The sequence below is a fragment of the Streptomyces sp. SCL15-4 genome, assembly GCF_033366695.1.
In the GTDB taxonomy this organism is placed as follows: Bacteria; Actinomycetota; Actinomycetes; order Streptomycetales; family Streptomycetaceae; genus Streptomyces.
Genome location: NZ_JAOBTQ010000001.1, coordinates 6,620,007 through 6,644,562, shown reverse-complemented (window position 1 = coordinate 6,644,562; position 24,556 = coordinate 6,620,007). Strand labels below are relative to the sequence as shown.

Annotated in this window: 23 protein-coding genes; 4 read left to right on the top strand and 19 right to left on the bottom strand. The window is 70.5% G+C overall.

Annotation, left to right across the window (positions count from 1 at the left end; translation table 11 throughout):
- Nucleotides 1-188: 188 nt before the first annotated feature.
- The 8 genes from SCK26_RS29825 to SCK26_RS29790 form a co-directional block, all read right to left on the bottom strand.
- The gene (locus SCK26_RS29825; RefSeq protein ID WP_318204436.1) at nucleotides 189-383 is read right to left on the bottom strand and encodes a hypothetical protein; all 195 of its coding nucleotides are present in this window, start codon (nucleotides 381-383) and stop codon (nucleotides 189-191) included.
- Between the two features lie 76 nt (nucleotides 384-459).
- Nucleotides 460-720, bottom strand: coding sequence for a hypothetical protein (locus SCK26_RS29820; protein WP_318204435.1), 261 nt, complete (start codon nucleotides 718-720; stop codon nucleotides 460-462).
- A 177-nt stretch (nucleotides 721-897) separates the two neighbouring features.
- Entirely contained in the window at nucleotides 898-1,902 is a 1,005-nt protein-coding gene (locus tag SCK26_RS29815; protein ID WP_318204434.1) for a helix-turn-helix transcriptional regulator, read from the bottom strand.
- A gap of 14 nt (nucleotides 1,903-1,916) precedes the next feature.
- Nucleotides 1,917-2,870 (bottom strand): helix-turn-helix transcriptional regulator, encoded by a 954-nt coding sequence (locus SCK26_RS29810; protein ID WP_318204433.1) that lies wholly within the window; start codon nucleotides 2,868-2,870, stop codon nucleotides 1,917-1,919.
- Nucleotides 2,871-3,014: 144 nt separating this feature from the next.
- Nucleotides 3,015-3,386 carry an FKBP-type peptidyl-prolyl cis-trans isomerase gene (locus SCK26_RS29805; RefSeq protein ID WP_318204432.1) on the bottom strand — a complete coding sequence of 124 codons (372 nt, stop codon included), beginning with the start codon at nucleotides 3,384-3,386 and terminating at the stop codon, nucleotides 3,015-3,017.
- A gap of 83 nt (nucleotides 3,387-3,469) precedes the next feature.
- The gene (locus SCK26_RS29800; protein ID WP_318204431.1) at nucleotides 3,470-4,474 is read right to left on the bottom strand and encodes an FKBP-type peptidyl-prolyl cis-trans isomerase; all 1,005 of its coding nucleotides are present in this window, start codon (nucleotides 4,472-4,474) and stop codon (nucleotides 3,470-3,472) included.
- 140 nt (nucleotides 4,475-4,614) lie between these two features.
- Nucleotides 4,615-5,976 carry a Pup--protein ligase gene (gene pafA, locus SCK26_RS29795; RefSeq protein WP_318204430.1) on the bottom strand — a complete coding sequence of 454 codons (1,362 nt, stop codon included), beginning with the start codon at nucleotides 5,974-5,976 and terminating at the stop codon, nucleotides 4,615-4,617.
- 9 nt (nucleotides 5,977-5,985) lie between these two features.
- Complete coding sequence (locus tag SCK26_RS29790; RefSeq protein WP_318204429.1) at nucleotides 5,986-7,245, bottom strand: MFS transporter; 1,260 nt, start codon at nucleotides 7,243-7,245, stop codon at nucleotides 5,986-5,988.
- An 87-nt stretch (nucleotides 7,246-7,332) separates the two neighbouring features.
- On the opposite strand from SCK26_RS29790, the gene SCK26_RS29785 reads away from it, so the two are divergent.
- On the top strand, nucleotides 7,333-8,349 hold the full coding sequence (locus SCK26_RS29785) for a LacI family DNA-binding transcriptional regulator (protein WP_318204428.1): 1,017 nt from the start codon (nucleotides 7,333-7,335) through the stop codon (nucleotides 8,347-8,349).
- A 61-nt stretch (nucleotides 8,350-8,410) separates the two neighbouring features.
- On the opposite strand, the gene prcA is transcribed toward SCK26_RS29785, so the two are convergent.
- The 6 genes from prcA to arc all read right to left on the bottom strand — a co-directional run bounded on the left by prcA (nucleotide 8,411) and on the right by arc (nucleotide 14,576).
- Nucleotides 8,411-9,163, bottom strand: a complete 753-nt coding sequence (gene prcA, locus SCK26_RS29780) for a proteasome subunit alpha (RefSeq protein WP_318204427.1) — start codon at nucleotides 9,161-9,163, stop codon at nucleotides 8,411-8,413.
- 61 nt (nucleotides 9,164-9,224) lie between these two features.
- Nucleotides 9,225-10,070, bottom strand: a complete 846-nt coding sequence (gene prcB, locus SCK26_RS29775) for a proteasome subunit beta (protein ID WP_318204426.1) — start codon at nucleotides 10,068-10,070, stop codon at nucleotides 9,225-9,227.
- Nucleotides 10,022-10,627: an endonuclease VII domain-containing protein gene (locus SCK26_RS29770; protein WP_318204425.1), complete on the bottom strand. Its 606-nt coding sequence runs from the start codon at nucleotides 10,625-10,627 to the stop codon at nucleotides 10,022-10,024. The genes prcB and SCK26_RS29770 overlap by 49 nt, the downstream gene beginning before the upstream one ends.
- 49 nt (nucleotides 10,628-10,676) lie before the next feature.
- Nucleotides 10,677-10,895: a ubiquitin-like protein Pup gene (locus tag SCK26_RS29765; protein ID WP_020939002.1), complete on the bottom strand. Its 219-nt coding sequence runs from the start codon at nucleotides 10,893-10,895 to the stop codon at nucleotides 10,677-10,679.
- A gap of 171 nt (nucleotides 10,896-11,066) precedes the next feature.
- Nucleotides 11,067-12,578: a depupylase/deamidase Dop gene (gene dop / locus SCK26_RS29760; protein WP_412080792.1), complete on the bottom strand. Its 1,512-nt coding sequence runs from the start codon at nucleotides 12,576-12,578 to the stop codon at nucleotides 11,067-11,069.
- Nucleotides 12,579-12,809: 231 nt separating this feature from the next.
- Nucleotides 12,810-14,576 (bottom strand): proteasome ATPase, encoded by a 1,767-nt coding sequence (gene arc, locus SCK26_RS29755; protein ID WP_318204424.1) that lies wholly within the window; start codon nucleotides 14,574-14,576, stop codon nucleotides 12,810-12,812.
- A 519-nt stretch (nucleotides 14,577-15,095) separates the two neighbouring features.
- On the opposite strand from arc, the gene SCK26_RS29750 reads away from it, so the two are divergent.
- Nucleotides 15,096-15,398 (top strand): ferredoxin, encoded by a 303-nt coding sequence (locus SCK26_RS29750; RefSeq protein ID WP_030781352.1) that lies wholly within the window; start codon nucleotides 15,096-15,098, stop codon nucleotides 15,396-15,398.
- Between the two features lie 7 nt (nucleotides 15,399-15,405).
- Here the strand turns inward: SCK26_RS29750 and SCK26_RS29745 are convergent, their stop codons facing one another.
- From SCK26_RS29745 to SCK26_RS29735, 3 genes are all read right to left on the bottom strand, one after another.
- Complete coding sequence (locus SCK26_RS29745; RefSeq protein WP_318204423.1) at nucleotides 15,406-15,978, bottom strand: hypothetical protein; 573 nt, start codon at nucleotides 15,976-15,978, stop codon at nucleotides 15,406-15,408.
- 212 nt (nucleotides 15,979-16,190) lie between these two features.
- Nucleotides 16,191-17,093, bottom strand: a complete 903-nt coding sequence (locus tag SCK26_RS29740; protein ID WP_030608343.1) for a tRNA (adenine-N1)-methyltransferase — start codon at nucleotides 17,091-17,093, stop codon at nucleotides 16,191-16,193.
- 82 nt (nucleotides 17,094-17,175) lie between these two features.
- Nucleotides 17,176-18,963, bottom strand: coding sequence for a site-2 protease family protein (locus SCK26_RS29735; protein WP_318204422.1), 1,788 nt, complete (start codon nucleotides 18,961-18,963; stop codon nucleotides 17,176-17,178).
- 175 nt (nucleotides 18,964-19,138) lie between these two features.
- Between SCK26_RS29735 and SCK26_RS29730 the strand changes: the two genes are divergently transcribed.
- Nucleotides 19,139-20,071 (top strand): RecB family exonuclease, encoded by a 933-nt coding sequence (locus SCK26_RS29730; RefSeq protein ID WP_318204421.1) that lies wholly within the window; start codon nucleotides 19,139-19,141, stop codon nucleotides 20,069-20,071.
- 53 nt (nucleotides 20,072-20,124) lie between these two features.
- Entirely contained in the window at nucleotides 20,125-20,796 is a 672-nt protein-coding gene (locus SCK26_RS29725) for a response regulator (protein ID WP_030608351.1), read from the top strand.
- A gap of 96 nt (nucleotides 20,797-20,892) precedes the next feature.
- Here SCK26_RS29725 and SCK26_RS29720 read toward each other — a convergent pair whose 3' ends face one another.
- Both SCK26_RS29720 and SCK26_RS29715 read right to left on the bottom strand, forming a co-directional pair.
- Entirely contained in the window at nucleotides 20,893-22,476 is a 1,584-nt protein-coding gene (locus SCK26_RS29720) for an ABC transporter substrate-binding protein (RefSeq protein ID WP_318204420.1), read from the bottom strand.
- 98 nt (nucleotides 22,477-22,574) lie between these two features.
- Nucleotides 22,575-24,179: an ABC transporter substrate-binding protein gene (locus SCK26_RS29715; RefSeq protein ID WP_318204419.1), complete on the bottom strand. Its 1,605-nt coding sequence runs from the start codon at nucleotides 24,177-24,179 to the stop codon at nucleotides 22,575-22,577.
- Nucleotides 24,180-24,556 lie beyond the last annotated feature (377 nt).

Below are 24,556 nucleotides of genomic sequence, written 5' to 3'. Positions count from 1 at the left end.
GTGCTGGCAGCGATCGTAACGCTCAGGGGTAAACGTGAGGCAATCCCCGTGCGTACTCCCGGTCCACGATGCGGGCCTCGTTCTCCGCACCGCGACCAGCAGGGTACCTGTCCGGCAGGGCAGCATGACAGGGCGAAGCGACTCAAATCGCTTGTATCGCTGGTCTCACGCCCACCGCCGGGCGCGGCTCACAGCGTGTCCACGGCGCGGGCCGCGCTCGCGGTCGCCCGCTCCAGGTCCTCGGCGGCCCGGTTGATACGGCGTGCCGAGTCCGTCACCTGCTGTCCGAGGCGACGGGCCGCCACGAACACCCGGACGGCGAGCACCCCCAGCACGGCAAGACCCAGGAATCCCATGGCTACGGCGAACATCGGCCAGAACATGACGACGAGACTAGACGGTCGCCCGCCGCGGTCCGCACCCTGCCTCGCGCCGGCCCCTCACCGGCCGGCCCGCCCGCTACACCCTGGAGTGCAGGCGCAGGGTCCGCACGCCGCCGCCGGTGAGGAGTTCCACGATCCGCGCCCCGGCCGGTTTGCGGACCGCGGCGCCGCAGTCGGGGCAGGTGAAGGAGTAGAACGTCGTCCTGCTGCTGGCACCGATGGCGAGCCGCAGCGCGCTCGCGGCGAGCTCGAAGCGGCCCCGGCAGTCCGGGCAGCCGGCCTTGAACACCACGGGAGCCACCCTTCTCATCCCCGCGAAGGCGGTCGCCACCGTCATCTCACCCGCACCGGATACCGGAAACTCGCTCACAGGCCCTCGCTCCCTCTTCCTCTGGTCGTTCCTCTGGTCGTTTTTCCGGTGCCGCCGAATCCTCTGGTCGTAGCCGATCACACCTGGTCGTTCACGGTCAGGGCCGTACGGCCCCGGTCCCGCGGGCCGCTCGGCCCCCGCCGCCTACGACAGCCGCGCCGCGCCGGCCGGGACGTCGTACGCCGCCAGGGCCTCGCGGGCCGCACGGCGGGCGCTCTCGGCCAGCTCGGGCGGCGAGACGATCCGGCCGTCGCGGCCGAGCCGCAGCGCCAGCCGGCGCAGCGAGGCCGGGTCCGGGGTGCGCAGCGTGATGCGCAGCCCGCCGTCGGGCAGTTCCTCGGCGCTGTCGTGCGGGTAGTACTCGGCGACCCAGCGACCGCCGGGGCCGACCTCGACCACGACCTCCGGGTCCTCGGCGGCCGGCTGCACCAGGCCCTCGGAGAGGTCGCGCAGTTCTATCTCGGGCGGGGCCGACGGCGCGTCGAGGATCTTGATCTCGGCGACCCGGTCCAGCCGGAAGGTGCGCCGGGCCTCGGAGCGGCGGCACCACGCCTCGACGTAGGTGTGACCGACGCTGACCAGCCGGATGGGGTCGATCTCACGCTCGGTGACCTCGTCGCGGGCCGGTGAGTAGTAGCGGATCCACAGCCGGCGGCGCTCGGAGATCGCCCGGTCGACGTCGGCGAAGACACCGCCCTCGGACTCGAAGGTCACCGACAGCCGGGAGCTGGCGCCGGCCGCCTCCCCGGCCGCGGTCTCCACCTTGGCGGTGGCGCGCAGCAGGGCCTGGCGGTCGCTCTCCCGCAGGCCGGGCAGGGTGGCCACGGCGCGGGCGGCGACCAGCAGGGCGGTGGCCTCGTCGGCGGCCAGCCGGAGCGGTTCGGCCGCCTCCTCGCCGAGCGCGGCCGGGTTGTGCCACCAGATGCGCTCGCCGTCGGTGTCGATGTCCAGCAGATCGCCGCCGCGGAAGCTGGTGCCGCACATGGGCAGCACATCGAGGTCGGCGACCAGCTCGTCCTCGCTGATGCCGAAGGCGCGCGCGACGTCGGCGATCCGGGCGCCGGGGCGCTCGCGCAGATACGTCACCAGGGAGAGCATCCGCCGGGTCTGGTCGATCGCGTTGCCGGTCCTGGCCGGTCTGCCTGCCACTGTCCCGCTCCCCCTCAGTCCTTCGCCACGGCGCGCAGCCGGTCCACCACGTCGGCCCGCAGCTCGGCCGGCTCCAGGACCACCACGTCCGGTCCGAACTCCACCAGCCAGGCGTCCAGGCCGTGCCCGTACGGAATCTCCAGCTCGTCCCAGCCGTCACCCAGTTCCCGGACCTTGGCGGCCTTCGCCCGAAGGGGGTAGCCGGCGCCGGAACGCAGCCGGATCAGCGCCGAGCGGTCGGCGATCTCGCCGGCCCAGCTCGCGACGGTCTCGCGCACGGTGACGACGTCCGGCACCGGCGCGGTGAAGCCCGTGCCCCGGGAGCGGACCTTGCCGGTGATCCGGGACAGCCGGAAGACGCGTTCGGCGCCCCGGTCACGGTCGAAACCGGCCAGGTACCAGTGGCCGCGCCAGCATTCCAGTGCCCACGGCTCGACGTGCCGGGGCTCGGGGCGGGCGGCGTTCGCCTTGCGGTAGTCGAAGAGGACCGGGCGGCGGTCGCGGCAGGCCAGCATCAGCGGTTCGAAGGCGGCCTCGTGCACCGGGATGCGCGGTTCCAGGGCGCCGTGCGCCTCGTACGGGTCGACGTCCTCGGGCAGGCCGGCGGCGCGCAGCTTCTGCAGGGCCCCGCTGGCCGCGCCGGCCAGCCGGGCCTGCTGCCAGACCTTGGCGGCGAGACCGAGGGCGGCGGCCTCCTCGGCGTCCAGGGTGATGGGGGGCAGCCGGTTGCTGTCGCGGCGGGCGAGGTAGCCGACCTCGCCGTCGAGGTTCTCGACGGTCGCGATGACCAGCCCCAGCTCGCGCAGATCGTCCTTGTCCCGCTCGAACATGCGGTTGAAGGAGTCGTCGGAGCCCGCTTCCAGATAGGCCTCGATGGACTCGCGCAGCTCGCGCTTGCTGAGCGGCCGGCGTGCGCCGAGCAGACACAGCGCGAGGTTCATCAGCCGCTCGGCCTTGGCAATGGCCATCGACGCCCTTCGCCTTCCCTATGGTGCTTCCGACCGATGACCGTACCGCTCCGCGGGGCGCGGGCAAAAGCCGAGGGCCCATGCCCGGACAGGCATGGGCCCCAGGTGATCACGTCCGGTCAGTTCCGGACGCCCCGGTGGGGATCAGACGCCGAGGAGGTCCACCACGAAGATGAGGGTCTCGCCGGGCTTGATCGCCGGGGTCGGGCTCTGGTCGCCGTAGGCGAGGTGGGCCGGGATGGTCAGCCGGCGGCGGCCGCCGACCTTCATGCCCTGCACGCCGCGGTCCCAGCCCGCGATGACACGGCCGGCACCCAGCGGGAAGCGGAACGGAGAGTTGCGGTTCCAGCTGGCGTCGAACTCCTCGCCGGTGCTGAAGGCGACGCCCACGTAGTGGACGGTGACCGTCTGGCCCGCCTGCGCGACCGGCCCGTCGCCCTCCCAGATGTCCTTGATCTCGAGGTCCGCCGGCGGCGGGCCCTCAGGGAAGTCGATCTCGGGCTTCTCGATGCTCACGTCAAAAGCTCCTGCGTGTGTACGGCATGGAATCGCCGACAGTCTTTCATCCCCGCCGGTCCCCCGCCCGCCCCGGGCCCCGGCTACATCGCCGCGAGGATGTCCACCGTGAACACCAGAGTGGAGCCCTTCTCGATGACCCCGCCGCCCGGCGGCTTGTCGCCGTAGCCCAGCTCCGGCGGGACGACGATCAGGACCCTGCTGCCCACCTTCTTGCCGGTCAGTCCCTGCGCCAGGCCCTTCACCACCTCCTGCATCTGCTTCAGCGAGAACTGGCTGAGCCGGTTCGAGCCGTACGTCCGCTCGAACGTCTTGCCGCCGTCCCACACCAGGCCCTGGAACTGGCACAGCACCGTCTGGTCCGCCTTCAGCCCGGGCCCGTCGCCCTCCAGGACGTACTGCGACACGAGCTTCTTCGGCGGGTCCGTCCTGGGCACGGTCACCTTCGGCGGCTTGCCGTCGGTGTTGGTGCCCACCTTCGGCAGGGCGGCGTCGTCCTGCGGGACCGCGGTGCCCTTGGCGGAACTGCCGGAGTTGAAGGACTCGATCAGGTCGATGACGAAGACCAGGGTGTCGGTGCCCTTGATGCCCGCCTGCGGGTTGCCGCCCTTGCCGTAACCCCAGGCCGGCGGGACGGCGATCTGCACCCGTGAGCCGGCCTTCTTGCCCTGCAGGGCGTACCGCCAGCCGTCGACGATGCTGCCCTGGGCGAGCTGGATGACCAGCGGGCGCTTGCGGTCGTAGGAGTTGTCGAACACCTTGCCGGTGTCCCAGATCTGTCCGAGATAGTCCGCGCGGATGAAGTCGTTCTCCGCGACCGTCCGCCCGCCGCCCGCGATCAGCGTCCGGACCGCGATGTTCTTCGACGGCTCGCCCGGCCCCTTGGCGACCGTGGGCTTCTCGCCGAACCTCTCGCCCGCCGTGACCGCCGGCAACGGCCCCCGCACCAGCTTCGGCGGCGGCGCGGAGGACGCCGAACCCGATGGCGAGGGGCCTGTCCCGCCGGAGTCGGACGAGTCGTCACCGCAGCCGGCGAGCGTGAGAAGTCCTGCGGGTACGGCGGCGAGGAGAAGCGAGCGTCGGCGCACGGAAGAGCCTCGTAATCGGTCGATCTTGCGGAGGACGTGCGCGCAACTCTACGACGCGGGAAGGGCGCCGTACGGAAAACGTACGGCGCCCGTGTGGCGTCCCGGCATGTCGCGGCGGACGGACGATCCGCCCGGTGCCGCTACATACCCGCGATCAGCTTCTCCACCCGGTCGTCCACCGAACGGAACGGGTCCTTGCACAGGACGGTGCGCTGCGCCTGGTCGTTGAGCTTCAGGTGCACCCAGTCGACCGTGAAGTCCCGGCGCTGTTCCTGCGCCCGCCGGATGAAGTCGCCGCGCAGTCGGGCCCGAGTGGTCTGCGGAGGAACCGACTTGCCCTCGAAGATCTTCAAGTCGTTGCAGATCCGGGCGGCTTGGCCCTTCCTCTCCAGCAGGTAGTACAGACCACGACGACGGTGGATGTCGTGGTAGGCGAGGTCTATCTGGGCGACCCGCGGATGCGACATCGTCATGTTGTGCTTGGCCCGGTACCGCTCGATGAGCTTGTACTTCATGACCCAGTCGATCTCGGTCTCGACCCGGTCCAGTTCCTCGGTCTCGATGGCCTCCAGCGTGCGGCCCCACAGCTCCAGGACCCGCGCCACCGTGCCGGTGCGGATGCCCCGGCGGTCGCAGAAGTCCAGCGCCTTGTCGAAGTACTCGCGCTGCACCTCCAGCGCGGAGGCCTCCCGGCCGCTGGCCAGGCGCACCTTGCGTCGGCCGGTGATGTCGTGGCTGACCTCGCGGATCGCCCGGATCGGGTTCTCCAGGGTGAGGTCGCGCATCACCGTGCCCGCCTCGATCATGCGCAGCACCAGGTCGGTGGCGCCGACCTTCAGCAGCATGGTGGTCTCGGACATGTTCGAGTCGCCGACGATGACGTGCAGCCGGCGGTAACGCTCCGCGTCCGCGTGCGGTTCGTCGCGGGTGTTGATGATGGGCCGGGAGCGGGTCGTCGCCGAGGAGACGCCCTCCCAGATGTGCTCCGCGCGCTGGCTGACGCAGTAGACGGCCCCGCGCGGGGTCTGGAGCACCTTGCCGGCGCCGCACAGCAGCTGCCGGGTGACCAGGAAGGGGATGAGGATGTCCGCGAGCCGGGAGAACTCCCCGTGCCGGGCCACGAGGTAGTTCTCGTGGCAGCCGTAGGAGTTGCCCGCCGAGTCGGTGTTGTTCTTGAAGAGGTAGACGTCGCCCGCGATTCCCTCCTCGTGCAGGCGTCGTTCCGCGTCCACCAGGAGTCCTTCGAGAATGCGCTCGCCGGCCTTGTCGTGGGTGACCAGTTCGATCACGTTGTCACATTCGGGTGTGGCGTATTCCGGATGTGAGCCCACGTCGAGATAGAGCCGGGCGCCGTTTCGCAGAAAGACATTGCTGCTGCGGCCCCATGACACGACACGGCGGAAGAGGTATCGCGCCACCTCGTCAGGAGACAGGCGGCGCTGTCCCCTGAACGTGCACGTGACGCCGTACTCGTTCTCCAGCCCGAAAATGCGGCGGTCCATGAAGGAACATTACGCCCGATCCCCCGAGCTGAAACGGGGTTCGGCGGCACGATCTGGATCATTTTCCGATGAAGCCGCAACGACCGCGCCCCGCGCGGGAGCCGCGAGGACCCCTCCGGTGGCGAGCAGGACCAGCAACGACACCGCTCCGGCCACGCTCGGCAGGCCGAAGCCCCACACGGTTCCGCCGACCTGCACCACCGGCCCCGCCAGGCCCGTTCCCACCGACGCGCCCACGGTGAACGTCGTCACGAGCCAGGAGAACGCCTCCGTGACCGTGCCGCGCGGGGCGTGCCGGTCCACGATGATGAACGCGCAGGCGATGCAAGGTGCCAGGAAGACGCCGGAGACCACGCTGAGCAGCACCATGGCGACCGTGCCCGGCGTCAGCGTGAGCGGCAGGTAACACACCGCCAGCAGAGCCACCAGGACCCGCAGTCGCCGCTCGGGCGGGCCGGCCCACCGGCGGGCGCCGTACACCGTGCCGCCGGCCAGCGCGCCGAGACCGAGCCCGGCCATCAGCCAGCCGTAGACCGCGTCGCCGCCGTGACCGTCCGCGTACGACACCGCGGCGACCGTGATGGAGCCCAGCGCGATGCCGACGAACAGGAACGCGGCGAGCAGCGCGAGCAGGCCGGGCGAGCGCAGCGCGCCCAGCCAGTGCGCCTCGCGCGGGGCCGAGCGCCACGCGCGCGAGGGCGGCGAGACGACCACGGACAGGGCACCCAGCACACCCAGCAGGTTCAGCACCAGCAGGGCGGCCCGCTCGTCCCACACGGACACGCACAAGGTCACCAGCAGCGGGCCGACGGTGAACATGACCTCCTGCGCGATGGCGTCCATGGCGTACGCGGTGTGCACCTGGTCCTCACGGCGCAGCACGGACGGCCACAGGGCCCGCAGGCCGCCCTCCAGCGGCGGCGCGAACAGGCCGGACACCGCGACCGCCGCGTACGCCAGCGGCAGCGGGTCGGTGCCGCAGAACGCGAAGACCGTCATCGCCAGGGCCGCCAGGACGGCCGCGGGCAGCTGCACGCGCGGCTGGCCGTACAGGTCCACGAGCCGGCCCAGCACCGGCTGGCCCACGGCGTTCGCGACGCCGTACACGGCCGCGAGGCCGCCGGCCAGGCTGTAGCTGCCGCCCTCGGCGCGGACGAAGAGCACCAGGGCGATGGCCGCGGTCGCGTTCGGCAGCCGGCCCACCAAGGTCCCGGCGAGCAGCCGCAGCGCATGCCTCGCCCTCAGGATCTCCACGTATCCCGCGGCCATGCCTGCCTCCAAGTGTTACGTATAACGTCTCTCTTCATACGTACCATGAGCGCTGTTCGCACGTCCACACGAAGGAGCACGCCCACCGTGGCACGCAGCAGCACGCGCCCGACCAGCCGGGACGTCGCCCACGCGGCCGGGGTCTCCCAGGCGGCCGTCTCCCTCGTGCTGGGCGACAAATGGCGCGGCCGGGTCTCCGAGACCACCGCCGAACGCGTCCGCCAGGCCGCCCGCGAACTGGGCTACCGCCCCAACCTCGCCGCCCGCAACCTCCGCCTCGGCCGCACCCGCACCGTCCTGCTCGTGGTGCCCGCCCTCACCACCGAGTTCTTCGCCGGCGTCTACACCGGCGCCGCCCGCGTGGCCGCCGCGCACGGCTTCGGCGTCGTCCTCTACCCCTCCCCCGAGGGCATCGGCCCCGCCCGCGACCCCTTCGCCTCCGCCCAGGCCGCCCTCGACGGCGTCATCGCCTCCTCCATGGCCGCCGACGCCCTCACCGCCATCCGCGGCGACCAGCTCCCCCTCGTCATGCTCGACAGCGACCCGGCCGGCAGCCTCGGCGCCGCCACCGTCAACCTCGACATCACCGACGGCGTCCGCCAGGTCGCCGAACACCTCCTCGGCCTCGGCCACCGCCGCGTGCTCCACCTGGCCGCCGACGTACCCTCCTGGACCTTCGAGATCCGCGCGGCGGAACTCGCCGCCCGCATGGCCGCCGTCCCCGGCACCGAGGTCCGCACCGCACGCGCCCCGATCTCCATCGACGGCGCGCTCGCCGCCACCGAGACCGCCCTCACCGCGGCCGGCCCCCGGCCCACCGCCATCGTCTGCGACGACGACAAACTCGCCGCCGGCGCCTACAAGGCCCTGCGCCGCCTCGGCCTGCGCATCCCCGACGACATCTCCGTCACCGGCCTCGACGACCTGGCCCTCGCCACCGCCATCGACCCCGAGCTGACGACGGTCCGACTGGACGCCGAACTGTTCGGCGAACGCGGCATGCGGGCCCTGCTGGCCGTCCTGGAGGGCCGCCGGCCGGAGAGCGGCGACATCCCCGTCCACCTCGTCGTCCGCGGCTCCACGGCCCCGCCCCGCACCTCCTAGGACGCGCGACGCCCCGGCCCATGCCGGGCCGGGGCGTTCTCCGTCGTGCGCGGAAGGAGGATCAGTCCTCCTCGGAGCCCTCCTCCGCGGAGCTCTCCGCCTCCGTGCTCGCACCGTCCACCGCGAGCAACCGGTCCAGCTGCCGGCCGACGATCCGCTTGAACTTCCGCTTCTGCGGACGCGTACGGTCCAGCACCGCCACCTCCAGCCGCTCGGCGGGGATCTCCCGCTCGCTGCCGTTGGTGTCCCGGGACAGCGCCTGTACCGCCAGCTTCAGGGCCTCCGCCAGGCTCATGCCGTCGCGGTGCCGCTGGTCCAGGAAGCTGCTGATCTGCTCCGCGTTGCCGCCCACCGCGACCGAGCCGTGCTCGTCCACGATCGAGCCGTCGTGCGGCAGCCGGTAGATCTGGTCGCCCTCCGGGGTCTCCCCGACCTCGGCCACCACCAGCTCCACCTCGTACGGCTTCTCGGCCGCCGAGGAGAAGATCGTGCCCAGCGTCTGCGCGTAGACGTTGGCCAGGCCGCGCGCGGTGACGTCGTCGCGGTCATAGGTGTAACCGCGCAGGTCGGCGTAGCGCACACCGCCGATCCGCAGGTTCTCGTACTCGTTGTACTTGCCGGCCGCCGCGAAGCCGATCCGGTCGTAGATCTCGCTGAACTTGTGCAGCGCGCGGGACGGGTTCTCGCCGACGAACACGATGCCGTCGGCGTACTGCAGCACGACCAGGCTGCGGCCACGGGCGATGCCCTTGCGGGCGTACTCCGCCCGGTCGGCCATGGCCTGCTGGGGTGAGACATAGAACGGCGTCGACACCGGTTATCCGTCCCTTTCTGTCATGGTCACTGGATCACCTTGATAAGAACCGGGCCCGCGCTCAGAGCAGAGCGGCCTTCGGGCCGTCCGGCTCCTCCAGACGCTTCTGCAGCACCGCGCGGGCGAGCTGCGAGGACTCCTCCTCGGTGAGCCGCCGGTAGCCGTCCTCGGTGATCACGGTGATGATCGGGTAGATCCGGCGGGCGACATCGGGACCACCGGTCGCCGAGTCGTCGTCAGCCGCGTCGTACAGGGCCTGCACCACCAGTGTGGTGGCCTGCTCCTCGGTCAGGTCGGCCCGGAACAGCTTCTTCATCGCGCCCCGGGCGAAGACCGAGCCCGAACCCGTCGCCGCGAAGTTGTGCTCCTCGGAACGGCCGCCCGTGACGTCGTAGGAGAAGATGCGCCCCTTCTCGCGGTCCACGTCGTACCCCGCGAACAGGGGGACCACGGCCAGGCCCTGCATGGCCATGCCGAGGTTGGAACGGATCATCGTCGACAGCCGGTTCGCCTTGCCCTCCAGCGACAGCTGGGCGCCCTCGACCTTCTCGAAGTGCTCCAGCTCCAGCTGGAAGAGCTTGACCATCTCCACGGCCAGGCCGGCGGTGCCGGCGATGCCGACCGCCGAGTACTCGTCGGCCGGGAACACCTTCTCGATGTCCCGCTGGGCGATCACATTGCCCATCGTGGCCCGGCGGTCACCGGCGAGCACGACCCCGCCGGGGAACGTCACGGCCACGATGGTCGTGCCGTGCGGCGCCTCGATCACGCCCTGTGTGGGCGGCAGCTGCCGGTTGCCGGGCAGCAGCTCGGGCTGGTGCTCGGAGAGGAAGTCCATGAACGAAGAGGATCCTGGCGTCAGGAAGGCAGCTGGTAGACGCCCGGTGCTACGAGTGTTGGCTTCCACGCGATTCCTTCCACATAAGCAGCAGCCCGCCTCATGACCTCGGGCTGATCCTTGAACTGCCCCAGTGCGGCATTGCAGCTGAAGCACAGTACGCCACGGACCCTACCCGTCTGATGGCAGTGATCCACATGCGCCGGCACGGCGGCCAGGCAGATACAGCAGACGCCCCCCTGGGAGGCGATCAACTCGTCACGCTCGGCTCTGGTAAGGCCGTACCTGCGCCTCAGGTGGTCCTCCCGCCCGAGCGCCGCCCGGCACACTTTGCAGCGCGTGGACAGTCCGTCGGAAGCGGTGGCGTTGCGATGCCATTCGCTGTGCGGTCCGACCTCCCCGCACGTCCGGCAGAGCTTGTGCCCGACCGGAACATCCGCCTTCTCCCGGACCGGCTTGCCCTCCGCCTCCCGGCGACGCCGGTAGTGCGCGGCGCTGTACCGCGCCACACACTCCCGGCAGTGCACCTGGAGGCCGTCACGCCTGTGCCTGTCCCTGGCGAAGGAGGCGAGGGGCAGTTCACGCCCGCACTTCCTGCATTCCTTCGCGTTCGGCTCCTCAGCCACCGAGTTCCCCCGCAACCTTCACTTCGAAGGCAGAGTGACCATTCCGCCTTTATTCTCCGCCTTTTTGCACGAAGGAGCGCACGAAATCCTCGGCGTTCTCCTCGAGTACGTCGTCGATCTCGTCCAGTACCGAGTCCACGTCGTCCGACAGCTTCTCGTGTCGTTCCTTGAGGTCCTCGGAAGCCTGCGCGTCCTGCGCCTGCTCCTCGACCTCCTCGGTGGACCGGGTGGCCTTCTGCTGGCCGCCGCCGGTGTCCTTGGTCGCCATAACCTCACCCCGCTCAGTTCGCCTGCCGATCGGTGATGATCAGACCCTATAGGCCGGGTCCGACATCGGCCCCGCAGTTTCCACAACGTGCGGGGCCCACCTCGATGATTCCCGGGCGGTGGGGTTTCCACCCCGCCCGCCCGGGGCCGTACCAGTGCCCGCTGACCGTGCTCAGTTCCCGGACAGGACCCTGACCAGGTCTTCCGCCGTCCGGCAGCGGTCCAGCAGCTCCTTGACGTGATTTCGCGTTCCGCGTAGTGGTTCCAGGGTTGGGACGCGCTGGAGGGAGTCGCGGCCCGGGAGATCGAAGATGACCGAGTCCCAGGAGGCGGCCGCGACGTCGTCGGCGTACTGCTCCAGGCACCGGCCGCGGAAGTACGCCCGCGTGTCCTCCGGCGGCTTCGTACGGGCCCTGTCGACCTCGGACTCGTCCAGGAGGCGCTTGATGCGTCCGCGGGCCACCAGACGGTTGTAGAGGCCCTTCTCGGGGCGTACGTCGGCGTACTGGAGGTCGACCAGGTGCAGCCGGGCGGCGTCCCAGTCGAGGTCGTCGCGGCGGCGGTAGCCCTCCATCAGCTCGCGCTTGGCGACCCAGTCCAGTTCGCCGGCCAGGCTCATGGGGTCGTTCTCCAGCCGGGTGAGGGTGTCCTCCCAGCGGCTGAGGACGTCCTTGGTCTGGTCGTCGGCGTCGGCGCCGTAGCGCTCCTCGACATACTTGCGGGCCAGTTCGTAGTACTCCATCTGCAGTTGGACGGCGGTGAGTGTGCGTCCGCTGCGGAGGGTGACCAGCCGCTTCAGCGAGGGGTCGTGGGAGACCTGGTGCAGGGTGCGGACGGGCTGGTCCACGGCGAGGTCGACGGCGATGAAGCCGTCCTCGATCATGGACAGGACCAGGGCCGTGGTGCCCAGCTTGAGGTACGTCGAGATCTCGGAGAGGTTCGCGTCGCCGATGATCACATGGAGGCGGCGGTACTTCTCGGCGTCCGAGTGCGGCTCGTCGCGGGTGTTGATGATGGGGCGCTTGAGCGTGGTCTCCAGGCCGACCTCGACCTCGAAGTAGTCCGCGCGCTGACTGATCTGGAAGCCGTGTTCGTGTCCGTCCTGGCCGATGCCGACGCGGCCGGCGCCGGTGAAGACCTGGCGGGAGACGAAGAAGGGCGTCAGGTGGCGCACGATGTCCGAGAAGGGGGTCTCCCGCTTCATCAGGTAGTTCTCGTGCGTGCCGTAGGAGGCGCCCTTGTTGTCGGTGTTGTTCTTGTAGAGGTGGATCGGCTGGGCGCCGGGGAGCTGTGCGGCCCGCTCGGCGGCCTCGGCCATGATCCGCTCGCCGGCCTTGTCCCAGAGGACGGCGTCGCGGGGGTTGGTGACCTCGGGGGCGCTGTATTCGGGGTGGGCGTGGTCGACGTACAGGCGCGCGCCATTGGTGAGGATCACATTGGCCAAGCCGATGTCCTCGTCGGTGAGCTGGCTGGAGTCGGCGACCTCCCGGGCGAGGTCGAAGCCTCGCGCGTCCCGCAGCGGGTTCTCCTCCTCGAAGTCCCAGCGGGCCCGGCGGGCCCGGTGCATCGCCGCCGCGTAGGCGTTGACGATCTGGGACGAGGTGAGCATGGCATTGGCGTTGGGGTGGCCGGGGACGGAGATCCCGTACTCCGTCTCGATGCCCATTACTCGCCGTACGGTCATGCGGCCCTCCTTGCCCGGCGGCACCCTCGGTCATGGGCGCCGCTCAAGTGCGCTGGCGCTCCGGTGCGTGTGCGGTGCCCGTCCCCGCACGGCGCGACTCGGCGGCAGGAACGAGCCTAGAACGCCTTTGCGCTGGTGGGGAGATCATTTGCGTCATTGGCTGCTCCGGTCGTGGCCGGAAAAACAGGCGGCTGCGGGTACCCGTCGAGGGCACCCGCAGCCGCCCTGCCGTTACAGGTACTGACCGGTGTTCGCCACCGTGTCGATGGAGCGTCCGGTGTCCGCGCCCTGCTTTCCGGTGATGAGGGTACGGATGTACACGATCCGTTCGCCCTTCTTTCCGGAGATGCGGGCCCAGTCGTCCGGGTTGGTGGTGTTGGGCAGGTCCTCGTTCTCCTTGAACTCGTCCACGCAGGCCTGGAGGAGGTGGGAGACGCGGAGGCCTTTCTGGCTCTTTTCCAGGAAGTCCTTGATCGCCATCTTCTTGGCGCGGCCCACGATGTTCTCGATCATGGCGCCGGAGTTGAAGTCCTTGAAGTAGAGGACTTCCTTGTCACCGTTGGCGTAGGTGACCTCCAGGAAGCGGTTCTCCTCGGATTCCGCGTACATGTGCTCGACCGCGGTCTGGATCATGCCCTGGACCGTGGCGCCCTTGTCCCCGCCGTGTTCGGTGAGGTCGTCGGCGTGCAGCGGGAGGCGTTCGGTGAGGTACTTGCCGAAGATGTCCTTGGCGGCCTCGGCGTCGGGACGCTCGATCTTGATCTTCACGTCGAGCCGGCCGGGGCGCAGGATGGCGGGGTCGATCATGTCCTCGCGGTTGGAGGCGCCGATGACGACCACGTTCTGCAGGCCTTCGACACCGTCGATCTCGGCGAGCAGCTGGGGGACGATGGTGTTCTCCACGTCCGAGCTGACACCGGAGCCACGGGTGCGGAAGAGGGATTCCATCTCGTCGAAGAAGACGATGACGGGGGTGCCCTCGCTGGCTTTCTCACGGGCCCGCTGGAAGACCAGGCGGATCTGCCGCTCGGTCTCGCCGACGTACTTGTTGAGCAGCTCGGGGCCCTTGATGTTCAGGAAGAAGCTCTTGCCGGCGGCCTGGCCGGTGACTTCGGCGACCTTCTTGGCGAGCGAGTTCGCGACGGCCTTGGCGATGAGTGTCTTGCCGCAGCCGGGCGGGCCGTAGAGCAGGACGCCCTTGGGCGGGCGCAGCTCGTGCTCCTTGAAGAGGTCGGGGTAGAGGTAGGGCAGCTCGACCGCGTCGCGGATGGCCTCGATCTGGTTGCCGAGGCCGCCGATCTGCTCGTAGCCGATGTCGGGGACCTCTTCGAGGACCAGTTCCTCGACCTCGCTCTTGGGCACGACCTCGTAGACGTATCCGGAGCGGGGTTCGAGCAGGAGGGCGTCACCGGCGCGGATGGTGGTGCCGAGCAGTGGCTCGGCGAGCCGGACCACCCGCTCCTCGTCGGTGTGCCCCAGTACGAGGGCGCGCTCGCCGTCCTCGAGGATTTCCTTGAGGGTGACGATGTCGCCGACGCGCTCGAATGCCATGGCCTCGACCACGTTGAGCGCTTCGTTGAGCATGACCTCCTGGCCGCGCCTGAGCACGTCGAGTTCGACGCTGGGGCTGACGTTCACCCGGAGTTTGCGGCCGCCGGTGAAGATGTCGGCGGTGCCGTCCTCGTTGGCTTGCAGGAAGACACCGAAGCCGGCCGGCGGCTGGGCGAGCCGGTCGACCTCCTCCTTGAGGGCCACGATCTGGTCGCGGGCCTCGCGCAGGGTGTTGGCCAGCCGTTCGTTCTGGGCGGATACGCCGGCCAGGTTGGTCTGCAGCTCGACGATCCGCTCTTCGAGAATCCTCGTGTGACGCGGAGAGTCGGCGAGCTTGCGGCGCAGGACGGCGATCTCCTGCTCAAGGTAGGCGATCTGCCCGGCCGGGTCGTCGGACCCGCGTCCCGGGCGGATGCCGCGGTTCATGTCGTCGTCGTGGGCTGCCACGGTCCTCACCTCCTCCAAGGGGAGCTGGACGCTTCCAGACCCTACCTGGGTGGGTGTCGATTGAAACCCCTAGATCACAAAGACTGTCAAGGTGTGTCGTCGGTCACCCGCTGCACACTCCCTCGCACGGAGGGGATACCCACTCAACGTGAGGGGAAAGCAGCTTGTTCCACGCATGCTGTGGTCGAAACCCTCCGTGACTGGCCGGAGTTGTCCGTATGGGGATCGTTCGGCCGGGATGCGGGCAGCACTCGGAGCGCTCGTACGATCATCACGCAGAGCGATGGTTCAAACGGACGGTGTCACTGCCGCGGCGGTTGGGGACGATCGGTCCGGCCGCCGGTGCCTGCCTCTCCCGGTCCGGCGCTGGTACCCGGGCGGGCCGGGCCGGAAACCCGGGACGGGGCCCCGTGGCCGGGAACCGGGCGGAGGTAGGGTCGGGGGTGTTCAACGACCGCTGGTGCGGACCCGGCCGGCCCTCGGGGCGCCGGGACGTCCGGCGAACCGAAGGCAGGAGAGATGACCGTGCAGCAGGAGGCCCCGGGCGGCGAGGCACTGGAGGTCTGGATCGACCAGGACCTGTGTACCGGCGACGGGATCTGTGCCCAGTACGCCCCGGAGGTGTTCGAGCTGGACATCGACGGGCTGGCGTATGTGAAGGGCGCGGACGACGAACTGCTCCAGGCCCCGGGGGCGACCGTGCCGGTGCCGCTGCCGCTCCTGACGGACGTGGTGGACTCCGCCAAGGAGTGTCCCGGCGAGTGCATCCACGTCCGCCGGGTTTCGGACAAGGTCGAGGTGTACGGCCCCGAGGCGGAGTGAGTCCGGTTCAGACGCTGTGCGCCCCGGCCGGGGTGGAGCGGAGGAAGGCCTTGCCGTTCCACCGCCAGGTGGCCGGGGTGCGCGTGTCGGGGCAGCAACTGGGCACGGCGTCCGAGGAGTAGCCGAGCAGGGTGGCGGAAACGCCGCGTTCGCGTATGCCGAATTCCGTGACGGTGAGCCGTTCCCTGGGCTGGACCAGGGTGGCGACCACGCGTGCGGTGCGGCCGCCGGCGCCTCGGGTGAGGACGTAGACCCCGTCGGGCGGGGTGCCCATGGGGGCGTCGCAGTGGACCACGGCGACGGTTTCCGGCCTTCCGTCGCCGTCCAGGTCGCCGGTGGACTTCTTGACGACCACGGCTTTGACCGGACCGCAGTCCAGGGGGAAGTCGACGCCGGTGGTGCTCGGCGCCGCGGCGGCGGGCCCGGTGCGGGTGCCGGGGACGGGCTGGGCGGCCGTGGCCGGTCCGGGCCGGACGACGGAGGAGAGCGCCACGACGCCCGCGAGGGCCGTGGCGGTGGCGACCCAGTGGATGGGCCGGGTCCGGGTGTGCGCGAGTTCCGGAACGGCGGATTGCTGCACGAGGAGTGTCTCCTGCGAGGGCGGTGCCGGTGGGATGGCCTGCATCGTGCCACACGTCACAGTGCGGGGGAACGGCGGGGTCCGCCGGCGGTCCGTCCGCGCGGGAGGCACCTGTGCCGGTGCCGGGTCAACGGACGGGCGCCGTGCCCGAGTTCCCGTGGTGGAGGGGAACTCGGGCACGGCGCCCTCGCGTTGCGGGGAGGCGGGGCCGGTCAGCGGCCGGCGCCGCCGTCGGCGTTGGGGCCGGCGTAGTCCTCGCCGTAGGCGCCCTTGGCGGGGCGGCGGCGGCGCATGGGCGGCTCGACGCCGTCCGCGAGGCGGCGGGCGGTGAGCAGGAAGCCGGTGTGGCCGATCATCCGGTGGTCCGGGCGGACGGCCAGGCCCTCGATGTGCCAGTTGCGGATCATGGTCTCCCAGGCGGTCGGCTCGTTGAAGCAGCCGATCTCCCGGATGGACTCCACGGTCCGGGCGAGCTGGGTGGTGGTGGCCACGTAGCAGCAGAGGATGCCGCCGGGGACGAGCGCCTTGGAGACGGCCTCCAGGCACTCCCAGGGGGCGAGCATGTCGAGGATGACGCGGTCGACGTCGGTGTCGGACAGGTTGTCCTGGAGGTCGCCGACGGTGAGCTGCCAGGCGGGGTGCGGGCCGCCGAAGTAGCGCTCCACGTTCTGCTTGGCGATCTCCGCGAAGTCCTCGCGGCGCTCGTAGGAGTGCAGCATGCCCTGGTCGCCGATGGCCCGCAGCAGGAAGCTGCTGAGCGAACCGGAGCCGACGCCGGCCTCCACGACGCGGGCGCCGGGGAAGATGTCGGCGAAGGCGAGGATCTGCCCCGCGTCCTTCGGGTAGACGACGGCTGCCCCGCGGGGCATGGAGAGGACGTAGTCGGGGAGCAGGGGGCGCAGCGCGAGGTAGGCCACGTTGCCGGTGGTCCGGACAACGCTGCCCTCGGGAGCGCCGATCAGTTCGTCGTGCGGGAAGGAACCCTTGTGGGTGTGGAAGTTCTTTCCGGCTTCGAGCGTGAACGTGTAGTGGCGACCCTTGGGGTCGGTCAGCTGTACCTGGTCCCCGACCTTGAAGGGCCCGCGCCTGCGGGCGGCACCGGTCGGTTCGGACATGTGACCAGCCTACCGGGTCTCCGCGGAGGGCTTGACCGACGGAGGGGCGGGGGCGGGGGCGGGGCCGGGGCCCTTCGGGGCGTTAGGGCGCCGGCCTGGCCATCGCTCTGACGAAGGCCCGCTCGACGTCGGCCGCCGACAGGACGCCGTAGATCTCGCCGGTCTCCTCGACCACGAGGTACTCGGTGGCCGGGGTGGCGCGCAGGACGTCCAGGAGTTCCTCGCCGGCCAGCTCGGCGGAGACCCGCATGCCGTCGGTCAGGTCCTGGGCGAGGCCGCTGACGGCGACCCAGGGGCGGCGGTGCTCGGGTACGCCGACGATGGCGGCCTCGCGGACGAGGGAGAGCGGGGTGCCGTCGGGGTCGACCACGACCAGGGCGCGGGCACCGGCGGCGTTTGCGCGGCGCAGCGCCTCGGAGAGCGGGGTGTCGTTCTCGACGGGTACGGCGCGCCGGGTGAGGGTGCGGGCGCGCAGTTCGGGGAGGTGTTCGCGCAGCCGGGCCATGCGCAGGCTGTTGCCGGCGCCGGTCCAGATGATCGCGGCGAGGATGGCGGCGAGCAGGGCGTCGGTGACGGTGTCCATGCCGCCGACCTCCTCTCCGCCGCCGCCGAGGCTGCCGGAGGAGTTCAGCAGCGGCAGGCCGATCAGGACGGAGACGGCGAGGGCGCGGCCCACCCAGGCGGCGGCGACGGTGCCGCTCATCGGCTTGCCGGTGAGTTTCCAGACGACGGCGCGGAGCATGCGGCCGCCGTCCAGGGGCAGGCCCGGGAGGAAGTTGAAGATGGCCACGATGAGGTTGGAGATCATCAGCCCGGCCAGCAGGACGCCCGGTACGGTGCCGGGCTCGACCGGTTTCATGGCGAGGTAGAAGACGCCGGCCAGCACCAGGGACAGCAGCGGGCCGACGAAGGCGAGCACGAACTCCCGGCCCGGGGTCTCGGCCTCCTTCTCGATCTCCGAGACGCCGCCGAAGAACTGCAGCTGGATGCGGCGGACCGGGAGCTTGAAGCGGATCGCGGCGACCGTGTGGGCCAGTTCGTGGACCAGTACGGAGGCGTAGAAGGCGACCGCGAAGAAGAGGGAGACCAGGTAGCGGGCGGCGCCCAGCTCGGGCAGCACGCGGTCGAGCTGTCCGCCGAAGACCCAGGTGATCAGGGCGGCGACGAGGAACCAGCTCGGCGCGACGTAGACGGGCACGCCGAAGGGCCGGCCCATGAGGATGCCTCCGCCGGGACCGGGCTCCTTGGGTCGCGGCCCGGGCGGCCGGCCCTTGGCGATGCCGGAGTGGGCGAACGGGCGGTGCTGGTCGGGGGCGGCGTGGGGGCCGGTGCCGGGGCCGGGGGCGCGCTGGTCGGGGCGGGCCGGGGCCGGGTGCTGCTCGGCGGGAACCGGGGACGACGGCTCGGCGGGGCTCTGCTGTGATGCGGCGGGGCTCTGGGGCGGCTCGGTCGGGGTGTGCGCGGCGGGGGGTGTGCCGTGTCCGGCGGGCCGGGAGCCGGAGGCGTCCGTGCCGGGGCCGGCGGGCCGGCGGTGCGTGGCCTCGGCGTCGGCGTCGGATCGGCCGTCTTCGGTGGGCGTGCCGTTCGCGTCGGCGGTCGGTGCCGGGGCGGGCGGCGGGGTCGGGCGGGCTGTGGTCGGGGCGGAGTCCTCGGCCTCTTCCCCGGCCGTGTTCTCCGCCCCGTGTTCCGCCTTCTCCTCCGCCGTCGTCCCGGGCCGGCTCTCGGCCTCGTGCTCGGTCCGGTCGTCGTCGAACGTGTTCCCCGGGGGATCGGTGGGTCCGGCCGCCGGGGTCGTAGGATCCGCGGAGGCCCCGGCCGCCGGCCTGTCGTTGCCGGACCGCGGCTGCCCGCTCCCGCCGCTCACGTCCACGGTGTCCCCTCGTTCGAAGCGTCTTCCGCACCTGCCGGACGGAAGGTCTCTGGTCGATGGTATGCGCCCGTGGTGGCGCGTTCCGCCCCGGCACCCCTTGTGTTCGCCTGGCGGACGCCCCGTGGCGGGGGCCGCGACTGGGTCACTGTCAGTGGTGGGCCGTATGGTCTGGGACATGGACAGCAGCATCGACGAGGCAGTGACGTCGGACGCGGGAGACGGGGCCGGGGCCGGCCCCGCGGCGAGTGGTGGCCCGGGCGGGGCCGCCGGGGGGCGGAGCGCCGCCGCGCCGGTCTCGCTGTCGCCGTCCCGGGCCGGCGACTTCATGCAGTGTCCGCTGCTGTACCGGTTCCGGGTGATCGACCGGCTGCCGGAGAAGCCGAGCGAGGCGGCGACCCGGGGCACGCTGGTGCACGCCGTGCTGGAGCGGCTGTTCGACGCGCCCGCCGGGGAGCGGACCGCGCCGCGGGCGAAGGCGCTGGTCCCGGGGCAGTGGGAACGGCTGCGGGAGAGCCGGCCGGAGCTGACCGAGCTGTTCGCCGACGATCCGGACGGCGAGCGGCTGGCCGGCTGGCTCGCCGAGGCGGAGCGGCTGGTGGAGCGCTGGTTCACGCTGGAGGACCCCACGCGGCTGGAGCCGGCCGAACGGGAGCTGTTCGTGGAGACCGAGCTGGACTCGGGGCTGCGGCTGCGCGGAATCATCGACCGGGTGGACGTGGCGCCGACCGGCGAGGTGCGGATCGTCGACTACAAGACGGGCAAGGCCCCGCGCCCGGAGTACGCCGAGGGCGCGCTCTTCCAGATGAAGTTCTACGCCCTGGTCGTCTGGCGGCTGAAGGGCGTCGTGCCGCGCCGGCTCCAGCTGGTGTATCTCGGCAGCGGGGACGTGCTGACGTACGACCCGGTGCCGGCCGATCTGGAGCGGGTGGAGCGCAGGCTGCACGCGCTGTGGGAGGCCATCAGGCAGGCGACGGAGAGCGGGGACTGGCGGCCCCGGCCGACCAAGCTGTGCGGCTGGTGCGACCACCGGGCGCACTGCCCGGAGTTCGGCGGCACTCCCCCGCCCTATCCGCTGCCGGTCCGCGCGGCGGGGTCCCGGGCGGGGTGAAGCGGGAAACGGGGGCAGGGCAGAATGGGCCCGGACTAGCGAAGGAGTGTCAGGTGGCCATCCGTGTCCTACTGGTCGACGACCAGCCCCTGCTGCGTACGGGTTTCCGGATGATCCTGGAGGCCGAGCAGGACATCGCGGTCGTCGGCGAGGCCGGTGACGGTCTCCAGGCCCTCGACCAGGTGCGAGCGCTGCAGCCGGATGTGGTGCTCATGGACATCCGGATGCCGCGGATGGACGGGGTGGAGGCCACCCGGCAGATCACCGGGCCCGGCCGGGACGGTCCGGCCAAGGTGCTGGTGCTGACCACGTTCGACCTGGACGAGTACGTGGTGGAGGCGCTGCGCGCCGGGGCGAGCGGCTTCCTGCTGAAGGACGCGCCCGCCAACGAGCTGGTGCAGGCGATCCGGGTGGTGGCGAACGGCGAGGCGATGCTCGCGCCGAGCATCACCCGGCGGCTGCTGGACAAGTACGCGACGCATCTGCCGTCCGGTGAGGAGCCGGTGCCGGACACCCTGCACACGCTCACGGACCGTGAGGTGGAGGTGCTGAAGCTGGTGGCGCGCGGGCTGTCCAACGCGGAGATCGCGGCGGACCTGTTCGTCAGTGAGACGACGGTGAAGACGCATGTGGGTCATGTGCTGACCAAGCTGGGGCTCCGGGACCGCGTGCAGGCGGCGGTGTACGCGTACGAGAGCGGACTGGTGCGCCCCGGCGCGCAGTAGACGCCGGAAGAGCCGGCGGACGACGGAAATGCCGGCGGAAACGACTGAAGGGCGCCCCTCTCCTGCTGGAGCGGGGCGCCCTCGTCGTGTGGGGTGTCAGCTGCTCTTGCTGAGTTCCCAGAACCGGAACACCGTGGAGGCGTCCAGGCAGTACTCCAGGCCGTAGACGCCGTCGTGGACGACCGCGTACTGCTTGGCCTGCCAGACCGGCAGGACGGGCAGCTCGTCGGCGACGATGTCCTGGAGCCTGCCGAAGTCCTTGTCGGTGGCCGAGCGGTCGCTCTGAGCGGCGGTGCCGGGCAGCAGGGAGCCGGTGATGGCGCGGTTGTCGTAGTGGTTGTCCAGCACGTTGCCCTTGCCGAAGAAGGGGGCGGTGAAGTTGTCGGCGTCCGGGTAGTCCGGCACCCAGCCCTTCACGTACACGCCGTACTTGCCGGCGGCGATGTCCTTCTCGTACTGGTCGAAGGCGACGGACTTGACGTCGGCGTCGAAGAGGCCGCTGGCGTTGAGCTGTTCGGCGATGGCCTTCAGCTCCTCGTCGGTGGCGGGGCCGTAGCGGGACGGCGTGGACCACAGGGTGAGCTTCACCTTGCCGGTGATGTTGTCGGCCCGCAGCGCGGCGGCGGCCTTGGCCTGGGAGGGGCGGGCGCCGTAGGTGTCGAAGAAGGCGGTGTTGTGGCCCGCGACACCGGCCGGGACGATCGAGTACAGCGGGGTGGCGGTGCCCTGGTAGACGTCCTTGATCAGGGCGTCGCGGTCGATGAGGTAGGCGATGGCCTTGCGGACGCCGAGCTTGCCGGCCACCGGGTCCTTCATGTTGAAGACCAGGTGCTGCACCTCGGCGCTGGTGCCCTCGATGACCTCGACGCCCTTGCTGTCGTCCTGCTGGTCGAGCTGGGCGATGTCGGTGGCGGTCAGGCCTCGGTAGGCGATGTCGACGCCGCCGTCGAGGAGGGAGTCCTTCAGCGCGGTGCGGTCGCCGTGGAAGAACTTCAGGGTGACGCCGGAGTTGTTGATCTTGGCGGTGCCCTGGTAGTTGCCGTTCACGGAGAAGACGGCCTGGTCCTTGTCGAAGGAGTCCAGCTTGTAGGGGCCGGAGCCGACCGCCTGGTGGTCGGTGCGCAGGGCGTTCGCGTCGTACTGGCGGTGGTCCACGATGGAGCCGGCGCCGGAGGCGATCTTGCTGGGGAAGGTGGCGTCGGGCACCTTCAGGTGGAAGACGGCCGTCCGGGCGTCCGGTGTCTCGACTTTGTCGAGCATCGGGAACATCAGGGCGGGACCGGCCGGGTCGTCGATCTTCAGCATGCGGTCGAAGGAGAACTTCACGTCCGCGGAGGTGAGGTCGTCACCGTTGCTGAACTTCAGGCCGTCCTTCAGCTCGCACTTGTAGACCATGGCCCGGGTGTCGGTGAAGCCGCACTGCTTCGCCAGTTCGGGCTCGGGTTCGGTCGCGCCCTTGGGGAAGCCGAGCAGCGACTGGAAGACGTTGTTGAACAACAGCCATGAGCCGGGGTCGTAGCCGGCCGCCGGGTCCGTGGCGAGGACGTCGTCGGACATCCCCACCACCACGGAGGCGCCGGTGCCCCCGGAGTCACCGGTCTCGGATCCGCAGCCGGTCAACAGGCCGGAGGCCAGCCCCGCCGCGAGGGGCAGGACCGGCCACTGGTTGCGCAGGTTCACTCGAAGTGCCTTGTCGTCGGTTCGTCAGCCCGGGTCCGTCCGTCCCTGGTCCCGGGCCTCGGGGCCGCGTGCTCCGCGGCCCCGGGTGTCGGGAGCCGTCAGCCGCTCACGCCGCGGCCGAGCTCCCACAGCTGAAGCGTCGAGGAGGAGTTGAGGGCGTAGGCGGCGCCCGTGATGTCGTCGCGCGCGGCGACGTACTGCTTGCCCTGCCACAGCGGCAGGATCGGAACGTCGTCGGCGACGCGGTCCTGGATCTCGGTCAGGCTCTTGGAAGCGCCGAGCCGGTCGGCCTCACGGCGGGACTGCGGGATCAGCGAGCGCTGGACGGTGTTGTTGTTGTACGGCGAGCCGAGGAAGTTGTCCTTGTCCAGGAAGGGCGCGAGGAAGTTGTCGGCGTCGGGGAAGTCGGGGAACCAGCCCATGCCGTAGACGTCGTACGCACCCTTCTGCTCGGCGGGCCGGAAGGTCTTCCAGGGGTGGCCCTCGATGGTGGCGTCGAACAGGCCGCTGTCGTTGAGCTGCTTCTGCAGGATCTCGAACTCCTGCTTGGTGGCCGAACCGTAGTGGTCGGTGGTGTAGTGCAGGGTCAGCTTCACCGGGGTGGAGATGCCGGCCTTCTCGAGCAGGTCCTTGGCCTTGGCGACGCTGGGGTTGCCGTACTTGTTGAAGAACGAGTTGGAGTGGCCGGTGACGGTGGCCGGGACCATCGAGTACAGCGGCTCGGCCTGGGTGCCGTAGACCTTGGAGACCAGTTCGCCGCGGTTGATGAGCTGGGCCATGGCCTGGCGTACGGCCTTGGACTTGACGCTGGTGGCGTCGGTGTTGAAGGCCAGGTAGCGGATTTCCAGGCCGGGCATGTCGACCAGGTCGACCTTGCCGTCGTCGCCGGTGTCCAGCTTCTGGATCTGCGCGGGCGACATGGTGCGGGTCATGACGTCGATGTCACCCTTGTCGATCGCGTCGCCCATGGCGTCGGCATCGGCGAAGGAGCGCAGCTCGACCTGGCTGTTGTTCACCGTCACATTGCCCTTGTACGAAGGGTTCTTGGTGAAGGTGGCCGTCGCGATGGCGTCGTCCTTGACGTCGGCCTTGAAGGTGTACGGGCCGGAACCGTCGATCTCGAAGCCCTCGCGGAGCTTGTCCTTCGGGTAGTCCTTCGGGTTGATGATGCCCGCGACCGGAGTGGACAGCTTGTAGGGGAAGGTGGCGTCGGCGGTCTTCAGGTGGAAGACGACGTCACGGTCGCCCTGCGTCTCGATGGTGTCGATGGTGTTCAGCAGGGCGGACACACCGCTGTCGGCGTCGATGCGCAGCGCACGCTCGATGGAGTACTTCACGTCCTCGGCGGTCACCGGGTCGCCGCTCGCGAACTTCAGGCCCTCGCGCAGCTTGCAGGCGTAGCGCTCGCTGCCGCTGTCGGTGAAGGAGCAGCTCTCGGCGGCGTCCGGGACGGGCTCGCCCTCGCCCTTGGGCTGCGCCATCAGGGTCTGCACGGACTGGCGCAGGATGTTCCAGGTGCCGACGTCGTAGGCGTAGGCCGGGTCGAGGGGCGCGGGGGCCGCCTGGGTGGCCGTGAACTGGTCCGTGGTACCGACGACGATGGCGTCACCGCTCTTGCTCCCGCTGTCGGATCCGCCGCACGCGGCGAGAACCGGGGTGAGCAGGCCGGCCACCGCCGGCAGCACCAAAGTCTTGCGGTTCATGCGGGAGTTTCTCCAGAGCTGTTCGGGGTCCGTGTATCCCGCATGCAGGGGTGGTGCGAGGGATCACGGGGGTTCTCGGCGGTGTTCTCGCGATGAGATTAGTCCGCACCCGCAGGGGGGTTCACGGCCGCGTGAGTTGACCCGTCATCACGCAGGGGAGCCGGTCGCGGACACACCGAAAACCCGACAGCGGCAGGATTAGTGCAGCTTCCCATCAATCGGGACACAAGGTCCCGCCCGGACCGCTCGACCGGGGCCGGTCAGCACGTGTGGTCAACGTTGTCGAGACCCTTTGGAGTGTCGAACGTCACACTTGCGGCGGTGGTGCCGGGCGATTGAATTCGGCCGGACGGCGCCGGGCGCATTCCGTCCGGGTG

What these genes read in the sequence shown, in the direction of transcription:
- SCK26_RS29825 (WP_318204436.1), bottom strand. Translation starts at nt 383, where the DNA reads ATGTTCTGGCCGATGTTCGCCGTAGCCATGGGATTCCTGGGTCTTGCC.
- SCK26_RS29820 (WP_318204435.1), bottom strand. Translation starts at nt 720, where the DNA reads ATGACGGTGGCGACCGCCTTCGCGGGGATGAGAAGGGTGGCTCCCGTG.
- SCK26_RS29810 (WP_318204433.1), bottom strand. Translation starts at nt 2,870, where the DNA reads ATGGCCATTGCCAAGGCCGAGCGGCTGATGAACCTCGCGCTGTGTCTG.
- pafA (WP_318204430.1), bottom strand. Translation starts at nt 5,976, where the DNA reads ATGGACCGCCGCATTTTCGGGCTGGAGAACGAGTACGGCGTCACGTGC.
- SCK26_RS29790 (WP_318204429.1), bottom strand. Translation starts at nt 7,245, where the DNA reads ATGGCCGCGGGATACGTGGAGATCCTGAGGGCGAGGCATGCGCTGCGG.
- SCK26_RS29765 (WP_020939002.1), bottom strand. Translation starts at nt 10,895, where the DNA reads ATGGCGACCAAGGACACCGGCGGCGGCCAGCAGAAGGCCACCCGGTCC.
- dop (WP_412080792.1), bottom strand. Translation starts at nt 12,578, where the DNA reads ATGACCGTACGGCGAGTAATGGGCATCGAGACGGAGTACGGGATCTCC.
- SCK26_RS29750 (WP_030781352.1), top strand. Translation starts at nt 15,096, where the DNA reads ATGACCGTGCAGCAGGAGGCCCCGGGCGGCGAGGCACTGGAGGTCTGG.
- SCK26_RS29740 (WP_030608343.1), bottom strand. Translation starts at nt 17,093, where the DNA reads ATGTCCGAACCGACCGGTGCCGCCCGCAGGCGCGGGCCCTTCAAGGTC.
- SCK26_RS29730 (WP_318204421.1), top strand. Translation starts at nt 19,139, where the DNA reads ATGGACAGCAGCATCGACGAGGCAGTGACGTCGGACGCGGGAGACGGG.
- SCK26_RS29715 (WP_318204419.1), bottom strand. Translation starts at nt 24,179, where the DNA reads ATGAACCGCAAGACTTTGGTGCTGCCGGCGGTGGCCGGCCTGCTCACC.